General features: G+C 39.6%; 21 protein-coding genes. 7 read left to right on the top strand and 14 right to left on the bottom strand.

The features are described from left to right. Positions 1–13: 13 nt before the first annotated feature. The 3 genes from OLD84_RS18515 to OLD84_RS18525 form a co-directional block, all read right to left on the bottom strand. A complete protein-coding gene (locus OLD84_RS18515; protein ID WP_209463340.1) occupies positions 14–298 on the bottom strand; it encodes a hypothetical protein in 285 nt (94 codons plus the stop codon). Positions 299–346: 48 nt separating this feature from the next. Beyond that, on the bottom strand, positions 347–757 hold the full coding sequence (gene spx / locus OLD84_RS18520; RefSeq protein ID WP_209463339.1) for a transcriptional regulator Spx: 411 nt from the start codon (positions 755–757) through the stop codon (positions 347–349). 69 nt (positions 758–826) lie between these two features. Next, on the bottom strand, positions 827–1453 hold the full coding sequence (locus OLD84_RS18525; RefSeq protein ID WP_209463338.1) for a TetR/AcrR family transcriptional regulator: 627 nt from the start codon (positions 1451–1453) through the stop codon (positions 827–829). Between the two features lie 482 nt (positions 1454–1935). Between OLD84_RS18525 and OLD84_RS18530 the strand changes: the two genes are divergently transcribed. Then, positions 1936–2640 carry an NAD-dependent protein deacylase gene (locus OLD84_RS18530; RefSeq protein ID WP_209463337.1) on the top strand — a complete coding sequence of 235 codons (705 nt, stop codon included), beginning with the start codon at positions 1936–1938 and terminating at the stop codon, positions 2638–2640. A 71-nt stretch (positions 2641–2711) separates the two neighbouring features. On the opposite strand, the gene OLD84_RS18535 is transcribed toward OLD84_RS18530, so the two are convergent. From OLD84_RS18535 to OLD84_RS18550, 4 genes are all read right to left on the bottom strand, one after another. Then, a complete protein-coding gene (locus tag OLD84_RS18535; RefSeq protein WP_209463336.1) occupies positions 2712–3935 on the bottom strand; it encodes a hemolysin family protein in 1224 nt (407 codons plus the stop codon). A 147-nt stretch (positions 3936–4082) separates the two neighbouring features. After that, the gene (gene arsC, locus OLD84_RS18540; RefSeq protein ID WP_209463335.1) at positions 4083–4502 is read right to left on the bottom strand and encodes an arsenate reductase (thioredoxin); all 420 of its coding nucleotides are present in this window, start codon (positions 4500–4502) and stop codon (positions 4083–4085) included. Between the two features lie 380 nt (positions 4503–4882). Continuing rightward, on the bottom strand, positions 4883–6181 hold the full coding sequence (locus OLD84_RS18545; protein WP_390336832.1) for an arsenic transporter: 1299 nt from the start codon (positions 6179–6181) through the stop codon (positions 4883–4885). A gap of 17 nt (positions 6182–6198) precedes the next feature. Continuing rightward, the gene (locus OLD84_RS18550) at positions 6199–6543 is read right to left on the bottom strand and encodes an ArsR/SmtB family transcription factor (RefSeq protein WP_209463333.1); all 345 of its coding nucleotides are present in this window, start codon (positions 6541–6543) and stop codon (positions 6199–6201) included. Positions 6544–6711: 168 nt separating this feature from the next. Between OLD84_RS18550 and OLD84_RS18555 the strand changes: the two genes are divergently transcribed. After that, a complete protein-coding gene (locus OLD84_RS18555) occupies positions 6712–6915 on the top strand; it encodes an H-type small acid-soluble spore protein (protein ID WP_209463332.1) in 204 nt (67 codons plus the stop codon). 61 nt (positions 6916–6976) lie between these two features. Here the strand turns inward: OLD84_RS18555 and OLD84_RS18560 are convergent, their stop codons facing one another. Then, the gene (locus OLD84_RS18560; protein ID WP_209463331.1) at positions 6977–7693 is read right to left on the bottom strand and encodes a hypothetical protein; all 717 of its coding nucleotides are present in this window, start codon (positions 7691–7693) and stop codon (positions 6977–6979) included. 191 nt (positions 7694–7884) lie between these two features. Between OLD84_RS18560 and OLD84_RS18565 the strand changes: the two genes are divergently transcribed. From OLD84_RS18565 to OLD84_RS18585, 5 genes are all read left to right on the top strand, one after another. Beyond that, positions 7885–8184, top strand: coding sequence for a YfzA family protein (locus tag OLD84_RS18565; protein ID WP_209463330.1), 300 nt, complete (start codon positions 7885–7887; stop codon positions 8182–8184). A gap of 27 nt (positions 8185–8211) precedes the next feature. After that, positions 8212–8583: a GntR family transcriptional regulator gene (locus OLD84_RS18570; protein ID WP_209463329.1), complete on the top strand. Its 372-nt coding sequence runs from the start codon at positions 8212–8214 to the stop codon at positions 8581–8583. 5 nt (positions 8584–8588) lie between these two features. Further along, entirely contained in the window at positions 8589–9455 is an 867-nt protein-coding gene (locus OLD84_RS18575; RefSeq protein WP_209463328.1) for an ABC transporter ATP-binding protein, read from the top strand. Further along, positions 9448–10053 carry an ABC-2 transporter permease gene (locus OLD84_RS18580; RefSeq protein WP_209463327.1) on the top strand — a complete coding sequence of 202 codons (606 nt, stop codon included), beginning with the start codon at positions 9448–9450 and terminating at the stop codon, positions 10051–10053. Before OLD84_RS18575 ends, OLD84_RS18580 begins: the two co-directional genes overlap by 8 nt. Before the next feature lie 150 nt (positions 10054–10203). Further along, positions 10204–11436, top strand: a complete 1233-nt coding sequence (locus OLD84_RS18585; protein ID WP_209463326.1) for a dicarboxylate/amino acid:cation symporter — start codon at positions 10204–10206, stop codon at positions 11434–11436. Between the two features lie 66 nt (positions 11437–11502). Here the strand turns inward: OLD84_RS18585 and OLD84_RS18590 are convergent, their stop codons facing one another. The 6 genes from OLD84_RS18590 to OLD84_RS18610 form a co-directional block, all read right to left on the bottom strand. Then, a complete protein-coding gene (locus tag OLD84_RS18590; protein WP_209463325.1) occupies positions 11503–11808 on the bottom strand; it encodes a hypothetical protein in 306 nt (101 codons plus the stop codon). After that, positions 11774–12178 (bottom strand): retropepsin-like aspartic protease, encoded by a 405-nt coding sequence (locus tag OLD84_RS18595; RefSeq protein ID WP_209463324.1) that lies wholly within the window; start codon positions 12176–12178, stop codon positions 11774–11776. Before OLD84_RS18595 ends, OLD84_RS18590 begins: the two co-directional genes overlap by 35 nt. Continuing rightward, complete coding sequence (locus OLD84_RS18600; protein WP_209463323.1) at positions 12175–12432, bottom strand: hypothetical protein; 258 nt, start codon at positions 12430–12432, stop codon at positions 12175–12177. The genes OLD84_RS18595 and OLD84_RS18600 overlap by 4 nt, the downstream gene beginning before the upstream one ends. Before the next feature lie 102 nt (positions 12433–12534). Continuing rightward, the gene (locus OLD84_RS19550; protein WP_390336835.1) at positions 12535–12639 is read right to left on the bottom strand and encodes a hypothetical protein; all 105 of its coding nucleotides are present in this window, start codon (positions 12637–12639) and stop codon (positions 12535–12537) included. A 135-nt stretch (positions 12640–12774) separates the two neighbouring features. Next, positions 12775–13371: a YpjP family protein gene (locus tag OLD84_RS18605; RefSeq protein WP_209463322.1), complete on the bottom strand. Its 597-nt coding sequence runs from the start codon at positions 13369–13371 to the stop codon at positions 12775–12777. Between the two features lie 710 nt (positions 13372–14081). Then, complete coding sequence (locus OLD84_RS18610) at positions 14082–15503, bottom strand: SpoVR family protein (protein ID WP_209463321.1); 1422 nt, start codon at positions 15501–15503, stop codon at positions 14082–14084. Positions 15504–15673: the final 170 nt, after the last annotated feature.

A 15673-nucleotide genomic window follows, 5' to 3' on the forward strand; every position in this document is an offset into this window, starting at 1 on the left:
ACTGAATGAAGTTCTACTTTATATGTGTCTTATATGCCTCGACAAACTCATGCGGTGAGCTTTTCACAGTGTAAGGGAATACCCCCTTATTGGTGTGTACATAAAGGATTCCGCCGCCATCTCCGCCAATGGAATGATACGATATATCTAATACTTCATGTATAAGAAATTCGCGATGCTTCGTTACAATTTTTTCATCGTATAAATAGATTGTACGTTCTTGTTCAATGTCGACTTGTTCTAGGCTGTTTACTTCCCTTTCGACCTTAAAATACGGTTGTTCAGCTAACAAATACACATGATCCCTCCGGATTTATCAATCTTGCTTTTCATTTCGCCTCAATTTTCATCCTTCTGCCAGTCTAAGGTGGTTCTTTTGCCACTGTAACCACTGATAATCCCGGGTTTTTCTCGGTAGAAATTGACGAATGTCTTCCTCATGGTAGCCAATTTGTATTCTTTTTTCGTCCATAATAATTGGACTCTTCAATAACCCTGGGTGCTTATTAATTAACTGTAGTAATTGCTGTAGAGGAAGTGTATCCAGGTCTAAATTAAGATCCTTGTACGTATTGGATCTTGTCGCAATAATTTCATCTGTTCCATCCAGTGTCATACGAAGGACATCATGAAGTTCATTAACGGTTAAAGGATTTTTTAAGATATGTCTCTCCACATAAGATATTCCGTGTTTTGTTAACCATTGCTTAGCTTTTCTAGTCGATGAACATGGTGCTCCATATACCATTACACTCATTTATCATACCCCACTATTAGTAAATTATTTTAAGGCAATCGTTGTTGATACCTTATTATTTCGTATTTCCTATTTCTGTTCAACTGGCTTGTATAGCCCATTTTTTAAAAGGTTCATTTCTTTCTGATAATTTTCCATCGCTTGTTCATCTGATAAATTTTTGGCGAATTTCTCTACAAAGTTACGGAAAATAACCGAGGTAATTATTTGCATGATATAGAATAACTCTTCTTCCTCTAAAATATTCAAATTCTGCTTATTAATTAGTTGGCTAATTTCCTTGCGTTGTTCGGTGGAGTCCGTGTCATTGAAGATTCTCGTGAATGCATCGTCAATTTTATCCGTCATATTTAACATGGCATTTTTCATGAAGTTGAGGTCTTCCTCTGTTGTTGGTTCTTGCAGTGTTAATCGAAACATTTCCGTCATCGCATCAAATAAATCACCCTCATATTTTTTCAGGAGAAACACAAAATTTGCTCTGCGTGCCTTGGTTTGGGCATCTAATATATAGAAAAAAGCATCATCTTTATTCTCAAAGTACTGATAAAAACTTCCTCGTGGTATTCCTGCCAGATTCACAATATTGGTTATCGAAGCTTTATATAATGGCGCCCTTGAAAATTCCTGCTTGGCTGCATGTATCAATGTTAGTTTCTTACTCTCAGGTAGGTTATAAAACGTTCGTTTAGGCACTTTCTTTCCTCCGGTTCTTTAAAAGTGACACAATGTCATTGTTACTGTTTTTTATTTTATATGACAACGTGTCACATGTCAATCCACTTAGGCCTGTTGTTGCCATATGTTGAATTTTTGTCACTTTTAAATCGTTTTTTCGAATACGCGAGAGACCCCAACCTCAAGGATGTGAAGGCCGAGAACTCAGACTAGGATAGCTTCACCTATCTCTATTGTTCAACTGAATACAATTTTTTAAACAACAATTTACTATTAGTGCGTGTTCAAAAGGAGGATAAATAGGACCGCGTCGGTTAAGTTCACCACGTCCTGGGAATGCGCGTAAATGCTCGCCCCACCGAAAACATTTGTGGCAACACCGACACTAGCACGTTTTAGCAGAAGATCCCCTACGATGTGTCATTTTTACCGGACTTTTTGAACATCACCTATTATGGTATAATGAGAACAAGGGTTTCAGTGAGACCAAGGAGGAAATTATGCTAAAAAAATGGTTGAATGAATCAAACTATACAGTCGTTTATACAGGAGCAGGCATGTCAACAGAAAGTGGATTGCCTGACTTTCGATCTGCAGGTAATGGATTATGGAATAAAAAAGATCCAAGCAAAATAGCAAGCACGGATGCATTAAACCATAATGTCACGGAATTTATAGATTTTTATCGAGATAGAGTCCTTGGTGTGAAGGATTATAAGCCACATATTGGGCATGATATCTTGGCCAAATGGGAAAGAGAGGGGCTCATCCAGTCAATCATTACTCAAAATGTAGATGGATTTCATCAGCGTGCAGGGAGTAACCAGGTTGCGGAGTTACACGGTACATTGCAAAATCTGCATTGTCAGTCATGTGGGAAAGTCTACAGCAGTGAAGAATATATCAACCGGGATTATTATTGCAGCTGTGGCGGTATATTGCGTCCATCTATTATCTTATTTGGCGAATCCTTACCAGAAGACGCCTTTCAATTTGCGCACAAAGAATCTGTAAAAGCTGATTTATTTATCGTATTAGGTTCATCTTTAAGCGTAACACCAGCAAACCATTTCCCACTTATCGCAAAAGAAAATGGAGCAAAATTAGTAATTATCAATATGGAAGAAACCGATTTTGATATTTACGCAGATGAAGTGATAAACGACAAGGAAATTGGAAAAATCTTAGAAGAACTAGACACGTGAAAAAGCACCTGTCTCTTTTCTTCATTCCACTATTTAATAACGGGGTAGCTATTTAGCATTTAGCTTCCCCATTATTTCTTCACGATCTGAACCCGTTTTATCGTTCTTCCTTCGACTTCCAGAATCCTAAAATCCAGATCATACTTCTCCAGTATTTCACCCTCCTCAGGGAAGTGATTTAACTCTTTTAACAGGTAACCATTTAAAACATCTTCCTCTTCCGGAATTTTTGTGAGAAAGATTGAATTTAATCGATGAAGCGGAATTTTCCCATCACAAATTATTTCTTTATCTGTGACTTTTTCCACGAGCGTATCATTTGCATGATCCATTTCGTCTTCAATTTCCAAGCCAATCATAGACTCGATTATATCCTCATGTGTGAGTACGCCTTCCGTTCCACCGTACTCATCCAATACAACCGCCATATGCTTCTTCTCTTGAGTCATTTTCCGGAAAACCCACTCAATTGAATGAAATTCATAGACAACCATCGGATCCATGTCACTAAAAGATTGAAGCGACTTTTCTGGTTTGATCGACCAGGACAGCAGGTATTTGGAATGAAAAATCCCAACAAGTACATCCATATTTCCTTTATAAATTGGGTACCTTGTGTACGGATTCTGAATGGCTATATTTCTCGCCTCTTCATAATCAGCTGTATGCGGAAGGGCTACCAATTCGACCCGTGGTGTTTTCATTACATCTTTCACATCTAAATTATAAAAATCAAGTACGCCTTTAATATGATAGGATTCTTCCCGTTTAAAAACCCCTTCTGTTCTGGCTACCTCAACCATGGACCGTATTTCCGCTTTAGACACAGAAGCATTGTTCTCCTGCCCCTTGGAGAGCAGACGAATGATAAACCCTGTCATCCCGTTAAGTAAAAGCGTCAGCGGCTTTAAGATAAACATGACACCCCGAATAACAGGGTGAACAAGAAAGGAGATGCGTTCAGGAAATGCAGCAGCTACTGACTTTGGAATTACTTCGGAGAAGATGATAATCGCTACTGTCAAAATGGCTGAAGCAAGTGCCACATTAAATCCATATTCAACTGCTAGCATCGTAACAAGTGTTGGCAGCACGATGTTGGAGACATTGTTACTGATTAATATAGCAGTAATAAACTCCTCCGGCTTAGACACCACTTTTAATAGCTTCCCGGCTTTTTTATCTTGATTGTCAGCTCTTGTTTGAAGCTTCATTTTGTTCGTTGCCGTTAATGCTGTTTCACTGCCTGAAAAGAAAAATGAGACGAATAGTAATAGGATGATCGCTATGATCACGAGCGTGTTCCTCCTTGAATATTTAACCTAAACTCCTTTTAGTTTATACATAACTTCAATATTAATGAGTTTTTTAGAAAAATTGGAGGGACAGGGGGACAGGTTCATTGTCCCAGCGCGAGCCGGCATGTTGGACAAGGGGGCCCACTATTCACCCGTTTCCGCAAAGCTTTTTATCCGCTCGCCGATTTCATCACGCACTCGCTGGAATACTTGCCATTTTTCCACATCTGTTCCTTCAGCTCTGGCCGGATCCTCAAATCCCCAATGCTCTCGCTTTACTTGAGGAGGCGTCACCGGACATTTATCAGCTGCATCAGCACAAAGCGTGACAGCTAAAGTAGCGTTATTTAAAACTTCTGCATCAATCGTTTCTGATTTTTGACCCGAAATATCGATGCCCGCTTCACGCATCACTTTCACCGCATTAGGGTTTAAGCCATGCGCTTCAATACCTGCACTTCTAACATCCCAGTCCTCACCTAGATACTCTTTCGCCCAACCTTCAGCCATTTGACTTCTGCAGGAATTACCAGTACATAAGAAATAGATTGTTTTTTTAGCCATTATTACATTCTCCTTTTTTATGTAGTCTGTTTTCGTTTTGACACAAAATCTATGTGACGTTACTTACCGCTACGGAAATACACTACGCTGATATGAACATTGCAATATACTTCATTTTATCACATAATAGTCATGCACTTTATGATGGTTGATTGGAGCGGAGAACAGTCGACTCCTGCGGGAACAATGTTTTTCGGTGGGGCGAGCATTTACGCGCAGCCCCAGCACGTGTCTGAAGACCCCGCAGCGGTGGTCTTCCGCGAGGAGGCTGAAGCCGTGCCCGCGGAAAGCGACTGTACGCAGCGAAAATCAACCTGGCAGGTACATCGCAGTTTATATCAATTCCGAATTTAAAAGCAACAATACTTATGAAAAGAGCCTTACGTAAATAATAAGGTCAGATACAATCCCAAGAGTGTGAAAAGCAGGATTGGTACTGTTACAATAATACCTGTTTTAAAATACGTCCCCCACGAAATTTTAACCCCTTTTTGTGATAAAACATGGAGCCATACTAAGGTGGCCAAGGAACCGATCGGGGTTATTTTCGGCCCTAAATCTGAACCAACCACATTCGCATAGACAAGCGCTTCGCGAATAACACCGGACGTATCCGTTTCTGCGATCGCCAAGGCATCAATCATAACCGTTGGCATATTATTCATAATGGATGAGAGAAACGCTGCAATAAAGCCCATCACAAACGTAGCAATAAATAAGCCCTGTTCAGCTGCTGCCTGGATAACAGTAGCTAACGCATCTGTAAGCCCGGCATTTCCCAGTCCGTATACCACCACATACATCCCGATCGAGAAAAAAACGATATCCCATGGTGCTCCTTTAATAACCGCTTTGGTATCAACGGCCTTACTCTTTCTGGCCATCATTACAAAGAATATCGCTACAATACCTGCCACGATTGAAACTGGGACTTGGATGAATTCACTTAAAAAATAGCCAACAAGCAATACACCAAGCACATACCAGGAAAGACGGAACATTTTTGGATCCTTAATGGCTTCTTTCGGTTCACTTAACTTCGATAGATCATATGTTTTCGGGATACTTTTTCGAAAATAAAGGAATAATACGAGAATCGTTGCCGTCAATGAAAAGAGATTCGGGATCATCATTCGTGATGCATATTCCACAAACCCGATATCAAAAAAGTCTGCTGATACAATATTAACAAGGTTACTCACCACAAACGGCAAGGACGTAGTATCTGCTATAAATCCACTTGCCATGATAAACGGAAAGATCATCTTCTCACTAAAGTTCAAATTACGAACCATTGCAAGAACAATCGGTGTAAGGATCAATGCCGCTCCATCATTTGCGAAAAGCGCAGCCACAACAGCACCTAAAAGACTAATATAGACGAACATTTTTATTCCATTTCCATTTGCAATCCTCGCCATATGAAGCGCTGCCCATTCAAATAATCCAATTTCATCCAATATTAAGGAGATAAGGATAATAGCTACAAAGGCTAAAGTTGCGTTCCAAACAATTCCGGTTACTTCGATGACATCATTAAATCCCACCACACCTACGAGTAAGGCGATAACAGCACCGCCAATTGCGGACCAGCCGATTGATAACCCTCTCGGTTGCCAAATAACGAGAATTAGTGTTACTAAGAAAATAAAAACTGCTAGTACTACTGATAAAGACAAAACCATTTACCCCCAATTTAACAACAAGAAATCCGTGTCCCCTGTTCATCCAGTTCTTTTAATTTAAATGTCTGATCCGGCAGTTGCTGAAGTAGCGCTTGAACAAACGGATAAGATGCATGATTTGTATTGATCGAGTAAAAGATCCATCGTCCTCTCCTATCTTCTATAACCAATCCGATATCTTTCAATTTACGGAGATGTTGACTGATGGAAGGTTGACTCATTTTAAAAATATCCACAAATTCGCAAACACAGCACTCCTGAATCGTAAGTATTTTCATCATGGTTAAGCGCGTTTTATCTCCTAATAACTTCAAAATAGTAGCCGCCTGATCCATTTCAATTTCTGTTTTTAACATGATGAACACCTCCATTTTTTCTTTTATAACCATATAAGAATATGCTTATATGTTCAAGAGAAAAGGGACAGTGTCCCTGCCCCGCGAAATGGGTTTTGCTTCCTCGTATAGTTGCTAAGCCATAGCGAAAAATAAGATATATCCTTTTACAAAGGGGGATTATATCTTATGGACAAACAAAAAGCAGAGGAAATACTGGATTCCTATGTAATGATCAACGTTAATTACCATGGTATACCCGTATATATACAAGCATTAAATGCCGACGATGAAACAGCAACTGTTTTTCCGCTTGATGAAATGGATCATGAACAGGTAGTGGATTTGAATGGGCTAAGAGAAGTGGAACTAGGGAATGTAAATAAGGAATAAATGAACAGATAAGCTCGATAAAACATTTAACCCAACCGATACATTCGGTTGGGTTTCTCTTCTAGTCGGAATCCTTTTCCTGCTTCCGGTTCGTCATAAAAAATGTCATGGGCTGATCCGATCCACTCATTAATTGGTTCACATAAGAAGAGGTGAGGTGATAACCATCCTCCATTTTTTCTGCCAAAAAATTGGTTCGCTCGAAAAGAATGGAGCGAAAGTGATCAAGCTGCCGCACGACTTTCTCCATTAACGCTTCCTGGTTTTCCAGTCGGCTTAACACTTCTTCATTGCTATTCTCCTGATTCGAAATTTCTTCGACCATCTGTTTTTGCAGGGCGGTCTGTTCATCCATTTTCACAGATAACTGCTCGTTTGACAGCCCATACGTTTCCAGTTGGTTTTCAACTGCTTGCTGTGATTGCCTCATCCTGTTAATTTGCTCCATGAATTCCTGTTCGGACACATTTTCATTTTCTAATTTTTGTAGCCGCTCCAACACCTGACCTTCCAACTTTTCCTGCTGCAAATTCATTTCCTTCAGTTCATTTAAACGGCCACCCACTTCCTGCCATCTACCCGTCTGCACGATTCCTTGCTGTTCCTGCAGATTTTTCAATCCATGGAACGAGCGATGTAGTGCTTGATTTACTTTTTGCTGCTCCTCAATCATTTCAGCCATATGGTTTCGTATGAAAATACCCTGATTTGGTTCATTAATCACGGTATTATTTTTAAAGATATCCGTATGATTATCCTGATTGATATACAATCCCATTTGATATTACACCCCTTACCTACATTACTGCTACTATCCTATGCAATTTTTTAGGTATGCGGGACAATTGCACAGATGAATTGGTTTAAGGTATCTGTAAAATTTTCTAGTTGCACAATTCTTTTCATGTGTATATAATGTGCATATAGTATATATACATTATATAAAAAGGGCGGGTGAGCAGTACGCAAATGTCAGACACTAAAAAAACACCTAAGCTAGCAAGACGCTGGATCATCACTATTGGTATATTTCTTATCGTCCAATTAATCTTTTTCGTCGTTGATGGCACTTTTCTGGAGCCAAACATTAACGATAGCGGCAACTTAGGCGCCAGGCTGGGAAGATGGATTTTGGACTCTAGGCTCTTTACAGAATGGATTACCCCTTACGCTTATCCATTTTTTAATTTGTGCGTGACAATTCACGTCATTGCTATACTAATTCAAGCCGTACAGGACATTTTTTTTAGAATGTTTTCTAAAAAATAGACAAAAAAATAAAGAAGAGGGATTGGTATGCAAATCATTATTTCCAACAGTTCAAAGGAGCCAATTTATGAACAAATTACGAATCAAATTAAAGCTTCTATTTTAACAGGTGAATTACAGGAGGGGGCGTCTCTACCTTCTATACGTCAACTCGCAAAAGATTTAAAAATTAGTGTGATAACGACGAAGCGTGCCTATGAGGAATTGGAGAAGGCGGGCTTTATCTATTCCATTGTCGGAAAAGGTTCTTTCGTCGCGGAACAAAATTTTGAGGTCATGAGAGAGAAGAAACTGAAGGTCATTGAGGAGCAGCTTAGTGCGGTCATAACGAACAGTAGAGAAATTGGACTGTCACTTGATGAATTACAGCAATTATTGAAGATTTTATACGAGGAGTGAAAGGAATGGACAATGTGGTTGAATTAAACAACGTAACGAAAAATTTCAAAGGGTTTTCCGTTAAAAATATTGATTTACAACTGAAGAAAGGTTTCGTAACGGGATTCATTGGAGCAAACGGTGCTGGCAAGTCGACAACAATAAAAATGATGATGAATCTATTAAGGCCGGATTCCGGGGAAGTTAAGCTTTTCGGATTGGACTACAAGACCCATGAGAAGGAAATCAAGGAGCGTATTGGGTTTGTATACGATGGCAATGTATTTTTTGAAGGGCTGAACTTAAAAGATATAAAACGCATTGTTGGACCAGCATACAAACACTGGGATGATGGATTATTTTATCACTATGTGGAGCAATTCGATTTACCGCTAAATAAGGCGATGAAGACTTTGTCAAAAGGGATGCAAATGAAGGCATCATTGGCGATCGCCCTGTCCCATCATGCAGAGCTGATCATTATGGATGAGCCGACAGCAGGCTTAGACCCTATTTTTAGACGAGAGCTGTTGGATCTCCTGCAGGAATTAATGATTGATGGGAATCGTACCATTTTCTTCTCTACGCATATTACAACAGATTTAAATCGTATCGCAGATTATATTGCTTTTATAAATAGAGGGAAATTAATATTTAATCAGTCCATTCACGACGTAGCTGAAAACTATGCGCTCGTTAAAGGAGGCATGGATCTCTTGGATAGAGACACGGAAAAGGACTTTCTCCATGTTCATCGTGCACCAACAGGCTTTGAAGCATTAACGGATAATATTCAATCAGTCAAAAGTACATTTGGAGATTCGATTGTGATTGAACAAGCATCATTGGAAGATATTATGTATTACTTGAAAGGGGACATACACCATGTTTAATTTGATCCGACGTGATGTCATATTACAGAAATGGCTACTTTTAACCTTTATTCCTGTTATCGTATTCTTTGTTATTATGGACTCCCATCCGGTTTTGACTTTTCTCGTTGCCAGTGTTTTTATTCCGTTTAATGCATTTGCTTACGATGAAAAAGCAGAGACGAATATTTTGTTAAATTCCTTACCTTATACACGGAAGGAAATTATCGCATCACGCTACTTTGGTGCTATTGTTTATATGATTTTAGCTATTGGGGTGACAAGTCTGGCATTATTTGTTTCGAGTACACCTTTTGCGATTCAAGATATTGCCATTGCTATTGGTTTATTCCTGCTGTTTGCTTCATTCACCTTTCCGCTGTTTTATATATTTAAGCCAGGCTATATTTTTTATGTTGTTCTCATTAGTTTTCTTCTATTAGCAGGCATAGGACCACCTATTGTGCTGTTTTTGGCAGAGAATTTAACAGCAATTACTGATTTTATTTACAGTTTATCCATCCCGGTTATATATACGGGAGCAGCGGTGATTGTTATATTCTTCTATGCTGTTTCCTGGGGAGTTACCACGATCATTTATCAGCGAAAAGCGTTCTAAGATTTTGAACTAGAAGAAAAGCTATCCTTTTGACACTTAGACCCCTATACTGTATCTTAGAAAATATTAATCATACTATTTTCATAAGAATAAAATACTATTTGAATTAATAACCTATACCAAGAACTCTACAGGGGGAGGAGTCCATTAATGAGGAGAATCTGGAGAGGCTACATCAATGCTTCACTTATTTTGAAAATTACGATTGCTTTAATTCTAGGCGTTATTGTCGGGCTTATCTTTGGTCAAGATGCAGCAGTTTTAGCACCATTTGGTGATCTTTTACTTCGTTTGCTTACATTTCTTATTATTCCGCTTATTTTATTCACGTTAATCGTCGGGGTAAACCAAACGAATATCAGTAACCTGGGTCGCATGGGTGGAAAAGTATTTCTCTATTACCTGCTAACTTCAGCTTTAGCTATTACCGTCGGATTAGCTGTTGCTAGTATCTTTTCCCCGGGAACTGGGATGACACTTGATACAAATCAGGAATTCGATGTACCGGATAACCCTGGTATTATTAGCGTTCTGTTGAATATTGTTCCTGAAAATATTGTGACTGCCTTCAGCGAACTAAATCTGCTCGGGATCATTTTCACTGCACTTGCTTTCGGGATTGCAATAGCTGCTTTGAGGTCTTCGAAAGAACATAACGAGATCGGCGAACATGTCTATAAAGTCATTTATGGACTAAATGAAGCGACTTTAAACATCATGAAGGTCATCCTACAATATGTTCCAATTGGGATTTTTGCCATCATCGCAGAAACAGTCGGTAATCAAGGTATGGATACCTTATTATCACTGGGGAGTATGGTTGGTGTCCTCTATATTGCATTAATTGTACAGGTCGGCTTTTATATTATTTTTATGCTATTTTCTAAAGTACCACTGAAAACGTTTTTCACTCATGCACGCACACCGATGATCACCGCTTTCGTTACCCAAAGCAGTTCGGGGACATTGCCCCTGACATTGAATGCGGCAAGAAACATGGGTTTGTCAAAAAGTCTCTATGGATTCAGTCTGCCGCTGGGTGCAACGGTAAACATGGATGGAGCAGCGATGCGTATTGCCGTATCGGCCGTATTTGCTGCCAACATTATTGGGGATCCATTGACTTTTGCGGAGATGCTACAAGTCGTATTGGTCGGAACATTGGCTTCTATTGGAACAGCTGGCGTCCCGGGAGCAGGCATCGTTATGATTGCCACCGTATTCGTCCAGCTAGGCCTGCCAATGGAAGCAGTCGCCTTACTCACCGCAGTCGATGCACTGATTGGAATGGGTTGCACAGCCCTGAATATTACCGGCGACCTTACTGGTACATCGATTATTGATAAATCGGAAAGGAAGAAGGAGCAGCGAAGTGTGAATTGAAGAGGTGTATCGAAGGTAAGAAATAAGAACCCACTCTTTTCGGCCATCTGGGCGAATGAGGGGTTCTTATTTCATAAGGCCTAATGTTGCTGCTTCCTCTGAGGAATTTCTTTTCTTATATTCCTGAGTTAAGATCATTTCAGCTATTTCATCTGGAGAAAAAGTACCACCATATGGCTGATCAAGAAATGAACGTATTTCCCTATCGTATTTTGAAAGTAAATATTCAGCGTTATCATCAGCTTGCGATTGTGATCCAATATCATAATAAACATAAAGTTCTTTTAAACTGTTTAGGATGAAACCTTCCATTTCTAAAAATTCTTTGTTTGTATGATTATTTCTTATTTGGGTCACCTCCGTTATTTCCATAAACCATCATCTTTCTTGTATCGATAACCAAGTTTGAATTACTGATAAAATCAAACCCCAGGATCCCGTCGATATCCATTCCATAGTCCATATTTCCAATTTCAACTTGAAAGTTTTCTAAATTAAATCTTTCAAAATAAATCTTATCCAAATGCTTTGTATAAACATACTCTACTCCGCCTATTCCTCTTATTCTTTTAACAACATCGTTGCTTTCCGGAAAGACTCCAATCGACCTAACTATATCAGAATTAAATATTGATCCTGCTGAACCAGTATCCAAAAGAACATTATCCAAAAATAGTTCTTTTCCACTAAACTCTATTTTAATTTGTACAAAAGGAAGCCCATACCACATGTTTATTTTCATCTAGGCCCTCTAATCCCTGCATACTTCTCCTCTGCAACAAGCTCTTCACGTGATGTATGGAAAAAGCAGTACTCTTTATGCGGATCTTCTTTGTGTAACGCTTCATACCGATGCATCGCGTTAATAGAATCTTGGAATCGGTCTACAACAATAACTTCATCAATATATCGTTTTCCTTGTTTTGAGTGTGCCTTGGTTGCTTCAAGCACAACCCACTCGTTAGGGAACCTCTCTTGCACTTCATCCCAGCGCATATTATACCTCTCCTTTAGTCATAACCTACTATTATTTTACCATAGAAGTTTAAATATTTAAATTAGTTTAGTCCCATGCTCTATACCCAATCCCTACTTTGTTCAACGCACTATACTGCATGCAAATTCTGTTTTCAGGCTTTTTTCGATGGAATATGATACAAAAAGGCAGAACCATTCCAACGGTTTCATTAAAAGATATACCATATCCGCAGAGCTCTTTGTTTTGATGTGCTTACTAATTGGATAGCCCTATTTATCATAAATAGAGTCATGCTCATTTTTTCTTCCTCTAACGATAAAGTTACTAAAAAAGCACCAGCTACCTGGCGCTTTTCGCATTCATGCCATCCACTTTGGTGGCATATTTTTATCCCAATAAATTTCCCCGATTAAGTGATGCTTTTCAAAGCTATCATCGCTTAAATGATAGTGAAAATTAAACCAGTACCCTTCCAATGGGCGATTCTCACGTCTAACGTGAAATTTTGCAATATCTTGTTCCTTGTGATAATCGTGGATGTTAAAAATTCTTTCTCCCTCACCTGAAGCAGGGTGTTCTGTAATACCGTAATATTCAAGCTTGTCCTGTCCCGCTTCTGCAAGGATCCCCTCAAGTACTTCTTCCATTTTAGGTAAAATCATTTCTGTAAAATCATCATCTACTTGGTTTACAATTCGTGGTCCTAATTTAGTTAGCGTCTGTTCTTTTGCTTTTTCTGTCATCGCACGGATAAAGTAATCATCATCTGGTTCAAGTGTAACATCTATCTCATCAACTTCATCGGCTATTGAAACAGCGTTAGCAACACTTTCGTCGGAATCTTCACGCCCCTTATGTTCCTCTGTTTCGGTTGGCAAAAGGACGGAGGGTGTATACATTCCAAGTGTCATAATCGTAATAAGAACAACGGCTGTTTTCCTCATCCACATCTTCATAAAAATTTCCCCTCATCGTGTACTTATCTAAATTTTACCACGTTAAAGAAGAAAGTCTATAATTTTTCTAATTTTACATTAAGTTGTAACACAATGGTAATATTTTTGAAAAAAGGCTGTTTCCTAAAAGGTAGTTATTTTTGGCACAAAATCTATAAAAGACGACGTAGTGACAATTCTTATGCAAACGCTGGTTGAGAGCAGGGATTCGCTCCGGAAATACATTCCGCTTTCCGCGGGCGGCTGATGAGCCTCCTCGTGCTAACGCACTCAGGGGTCTCACCTAGGCCTTTCCTCCCGCTGGAGTCTCCATGTATTTCCTTCGCTGGTATTCCGGTTACTGCTGCTAAATTGCATTAGCAATCTATTCAAAACATCGAACCACCTCACCAGTTCGGGTGAGCGAAGGGCGGTGACTCCTGCGGGAACAGCACGTGTCCGAAGACCCCGCAGAGCGGTTTTCTCGAGGAGGCTGAGGCCGTGCCCGCGGAAAGCATCCGCCCAGAGCGATCCCGAACGGCGTTTATAGCAAATACTTATAGAAAACAGTCACGTCGTCTTTTACATCAACTACGAATTTTTAAAAGCAACAATTGTTTTCCGGTGGGACGAGTAACCGCAGTCCCAGTCCCAACGCTTACGAAAAGTGCCTGAATAAAAAAAGAGCAGGAGATAATGATTATACGATCGCCCTACTCTAGCAAATCATTTTACGATTGCCGCCGATGTACCTTATCTCCGTTGCATGTATAAACGACCTGCTTGCCCTCTACAACAGTTTCCATATGGACTTGGCGCCCCCATAATTGATGGAGATAGGGAAGTACGTTTTCTAAATAAGGAAGATCAAGTTCTGTACCTTCATAGCCATGCGTTAAATAGAGCTCCCCGTTCCGCAAATAATCGCCATCCGCAACTGTTATATATGGAAATCCCCCATTCACCCGCATAGAAACAAGCTGATCTCTTACGTTTTCATAATCTTTATCGGAAACCTTATATTCCCTTCCTTGTTTTTCAAATAAATACATATCTTCCCGCTGCACCAGTTCTTTTGTTAAATAATTTCTGATAAATGAAATGTCTGACTCGATTTCTCGCACTTCAAATATTTTCTCCCTGCCTGAACCTGGCTTAACACCTAATTCTCGCATTTCTTTCGTTGGATTGTTGTAACGCTCCTCAATATCTTCATACATTTTTAATCCTAGATAGTATGGATTGATTTGCTGTTTGGAAGGCTGCACAACACCTGAATTTAATTTTGCGAATTCGATCGTTTCATCAGATGTTAAATCAAGCTCCCTGACAATTTTTTGATGCCAATACGATGCCCAACCTTCGTTCATGATTTTCGTCTCCAACTGTGGCCAGAAATACTGCATTTCCTCTCGCATCATCGTTAAGATATCACGTTGCCAATCTTCCAGTTCGCGACTGAACTCTTCTACAAATAATAAAAGGTCTTTCTCTGGAGATGGCGGGAATTTCTTGTTCTTTTTTTTCTTTTTCGGCTTTTTATCCGTAGGTGTTTCATCTAGTTCCCATAAATCATCATATGGCGTTTTTACACTGGAAACTTTTTCCTCCTCCTCATCATCCTCTTGTTCATAGGCCGTTAACTTGGGCCTCACAATCGATGGGTCAATATGTTCCTGAATAGCCAGAACAGCATCTAAAAAACGTTCCACTTCATCTTTTCCATATGTTTGCTCATATGTTGCTATTCGTTCTGCAGTTGCCGTCATACTCTCCACCATGTCTCGCCTTGTATTGGAAAACCGAATATTACGTTTGAAAAAGTCACTATGGGCAAGCACGTGGGCAATAATTAGCTTGTTTTGGATAAGACTATTTGTATCAAGTAAAAAAGCATAGCAAGGATTTGAATTAATAACAAGCTCATATATTTGACTCAATCCGAGGTCATAATGCAACTTCATTTTGTGAAACTGTTTTCCAAAACTCCAATGCGTAAACCGAGTCGGCATGCCATATGCACCGAACGTATAAACAATATCGGCCGGACATATTTCATAGCGCATCGGATAAAAATCAAGTCCAAATCCAGCTGCAATTTCCGTTATCTCGTCAATTGCATGGTTAAGTGCCTTTGTTTCCGACAATTTCATCCCTCCATGTCTGCTTTTTATAGTTTATGAAGCAAATCGGCATTCATGAACCGAACGCAAACCGAACAGTGACAGGCACGCCCCGAGTGTTGCGCGCGGGTACCACCAAAACGAATGGATTACCATTTTTTCCATTTCAAAGCGCTGTATGATTGCATAAGTAATGGAAA

This window comes from Virgibacillus natechei (assembly GCF_026013645.1).
Classification (GTDB): domain Bacteria; phylum Bacillota; class Bacilli; order Bacillales; family Amphibacillaceae; genus Virgibacillus_L; species Virgibacillus_L natechei.

Bases quoted from the DNA above. Each gene is read 5' to 3' on its own strand.
- OLD84_RS18555 (WP_209463332.1), top strand. From the start codon at position 6,712: ATGGACAAACAAAAAGCAGAGGAAATACTGGATTCCTATGTAATGATC.
- OLD84_RS18585 (WP_209463326.1), top strand. From the start codon at position 10,204: ATGAGGAGAATCTGGAGAGGCTACATCAATGCTTCACTTATTTTGAAA.
- OLD84_RS18570 (WP_209463329.1), top strand. From the start codon at position 8,212: ATGCAAATCATTATTTCCAACAGTTCAAAGGAGCCAATTTATGAACAA.
- OLD84_RS18605 (WP_209463322.1), bottom strand. From the start codon at position 13,371: ATGAAGATGTGGATGAGGAAAACAGCCGTTGTTCTTATTACGATTATG.
- OLD84_RS18590 (WP_209463325.1), bottom strand. From the start codon at position 11,808: ATGGAAATAACGGAGGTGACCCAAATAAGAAATAATCATACAAACAAA.
- OLD84_RS18575 (WP_209463328.1), top strand. From the start codon at position 8,589: ATGGACAATGTGGTTGAATTAAACAACGTAACGAAAAATTTCAAAGGG.
- OLD84_RS18610 (WP_209463321.1), bottom strand. From the start codon at position 15,503: ATGAAATTGTCGGAAACAAAGGCACTTAACCATGCAATTGACGAGATA.
- OLD84_RS19550 (WP_390336835.1), bottom strand. From the start codon at position 12,639: ATGGTATATCTTTTAATGAAACCGTTGGAATGGTTCTGCCTTTTTGTA.
- OLD84_RS18595 (WP_209463324.1), bottom strand. From the start codon at position 12,178: ATGAAAATAAACATGTGGTATGGGCTTCCTTTTGTACAAATTAAAATA.
- arsC (WP_209463335.1), bottom strand. From the start codon at position 4,502: ATGGCTAAAAAAACAATCTATTTCTTATGTACTGGTAATTCCTGCAGA.
- OLD84_RS18550 (WP_209463333.1), bottom strand. From the start codon at position 6,543: ATGTTAAAAACAGAAATTGAAATGGATCAGGCGGCTACTATTTTGAAG.
- OLD84_RS18600 (WP_209463323.1), bottom strand. From the start codon at position 12,432: ATGCGCTGGGATGAAGTGCAAGAGAGGTTCCCTAACGAGTGGGTTGTG.
- OLD84_RS18580 (WP_209463327.1), top strand. From the start codon at position 9,448: ATGTTTAATTTGATCCGACGTGATGTCATATTACAGAAATGGCTACTT.
- OLD84_RS18530 (WP_209463337.1), top strand. From the start codon at position 1,936: ATGCTAAAAAAATGGTTGAATGAATCAAACTATACAGTCGTTTATACA.
- spx (WP_209463339.1), bottom strand. From the start codon at position 757: ATGAGTGTAATGGTATATGGAGCACCATGTTCATCGACTAGAAAAGCT.
- OLD84_RS18565 (WP_209463330.1), top strand. From the start codon at position 7,885: ATGTCAGACACTAAAAAAACACCTAAGCTAGCAAGACGCTGGATCATC.
- OLD84_RS18560 (WP_209463331.1), bottom strand. From the start codon at position 7,693: ATGGGATTGTATATCAATCAGGATAATCATACGGATATCTTTAAAAAT.